The sequence below is a fragment of the Geobacter grbiciae genome, from assembly GCF_018531165.1.
GTDB lineage: Bacteria > Desulfobacterota > Desulfuromonadia > Geobacterales > Geobacteraceae > Geobacter > Geobacter metallireducens.
Genome location: NZ_JAHDIW010000043.1, coordinates 1 through 1,648, shown reverse-complemented (window position 1 = coordinate 1,648; position 1,648 = coordinate 1). Strand labels below are relative to the sequence as shown.

Sequence of the window (1,648 nt, the reverse complement as noted above, 5' to 3'; positions counted from 1 at the left end):
CCAGAGTGCGGTGCCGGTAAGCGACGCCACCGCCCCGACCGCATCGATCACCTCCCCCACGAATTCCAGCACCGTCAAAGGGAACGCGTCGGTGGCGGTGGCGGCTTCCGATAACGTCGGCGTGGCCAAGGTGGAACTCCGCATCAATGGCGCCCCCTTCGCCACGGCAACCACCGCTCCCTACGCCTTCTCGTGGGACACCACCACCACGGCGGACGGCTCCTACACCCTTGAGGCCGTGGCCTATGACGCCGCGGGAAACACGGGATGGTCAGGCAGTGTTTCCGTCATGGTCGCCAACGCGGCCACAGCCGTCACCACTCCCCCCCCCGTTACCACCACGACCGCGGCCGACACCATCGCCCCGACCGTTGCCATCACATCTCCAGCCAACGGCGCGACAATCGGGACCAAGACCACCATTTCCATCGCTGCCGGCGATAACGTGGCGATCAGCAGGATAGAACTCCTTTTTGACGGCAACCTTGTCACGGCTGTGAACGGACGGGGCACCCTCTCCTACACCATGAACACCCGCAAAGTCGTCGCCGGCACCCACACCATTCTAGCCAGGGCCTTCGATGCGGCGGGGAATATGAGCACCTCCACCATATCGGTCCTCAAATAACATCCAATCAGGACAAAGGGGGTGGCGGTCCTCCCCCCTTTGTCCTGAAACTCAAAACGCAACCGTCAACCATCCGCGTGTACTCATCATCCAGGCTGCTATACTTGTAATCAAAGCATTCCAACCCTTCATTTACAGGTGTTGCACCATGAACTCAAGGACTCCACAACTCCCCCCGCATGTGGATCTGCAGCCGGTTCTGCGCAGCATTCCCCTGTTTGCCCCCCTTCCCCCCGATGATATCGAAAATCTGAGCAGACTCATCGATATACGGGTCTTCCCCAAGAACCGCACCATCCTCCATGAGGCCGACACCGCTAACTACATGTACCTCGTCCTTGCAGGAAAGGTGCGGGTGGTGCAGCAGGGAGCCGACGGCTCGGAGCAGGTCCTGGCCATTCATCGCAAAGGAGCGTTTTTCGGTGAAATGGCACTCCTTGACGGCCGCACGTCACCGGCAACCCTCATGGCCCATGAAGATGCCACCATCGGCCTCATTGCCCGCACCACCTTCGAGAGCCAGATTCTCACCAATGACCGGGTACTACGCCAGATCATCAGTGTGCTTTGCGGACGGTTGCGCGAATCGTGGTTCCTCATGAAGCTGACCCGCTTTCCCTCTGCGGAACAGAAGATCCGGGGTGTTCTCAAGTATCTCGGCACCCAGTACGGCGTCGACGACTCGCGGGGGAAAATTCTCACCATCAAGCTTACCCACCAGACCGTCGCCAGCTATGCATCGGTGTCCCGTGAAACAGCGAGCCGCATTCTGGGCCGTTTCTCCCGGAACGGAGAGATCGAGTTGCTCGCCAGTCGGAGGATGCTCCTGAAACCTCTCCTTTTTCACAACCCGCCCTATTTGTGACCTACATCACACTTTTTCGTCTCAAGTTTTAATGGTTACTGCCGACAAGTATTCCAGATAGCAAGAAAAGTTTCCGAAAGGGCAAACTTCGGGTAACCGGAGGACGCAAAGCCACGGGTCCTGACTCCATGGTCAGGATAGCCGGGTTGTCGAAG

2 protein-coding genes and 1 riboswitch are annotated in these 1,648 nt (G+C 58.7%); both genes read left to right on the top strand.

What is annotated here, in order from left to right:
- The coding region (locus KJB29_RS19040; protein WP_246562092.1) for an Ig-like domain-containing protein at positions 1–628 on the top strand (628 nt) is incomplete at its 5' end.
- Positions 629–776: 148 nt separating this feature from the next.
- The gene (locus KJB29_RS19035; protein WP_215735887.1) at positions 777–1,493 is read left to right on the top strand and encodes a Crp/Fnr family transcriptional regulator; all 717 of its coding nucleotides are present in this window, start codon (positions 777–779) and stop codon (positions 1,491–1,493) included.
- 70 nt (positions 1,494–1,563) lie between these two features.
- A riboswitch (cyclic di-GMP riboswitch) is annotated at positions 1,564–1,647 on the top strand.
- The last annotated feature ends 1 nt before the right edge of the window (position 1,648 follow it).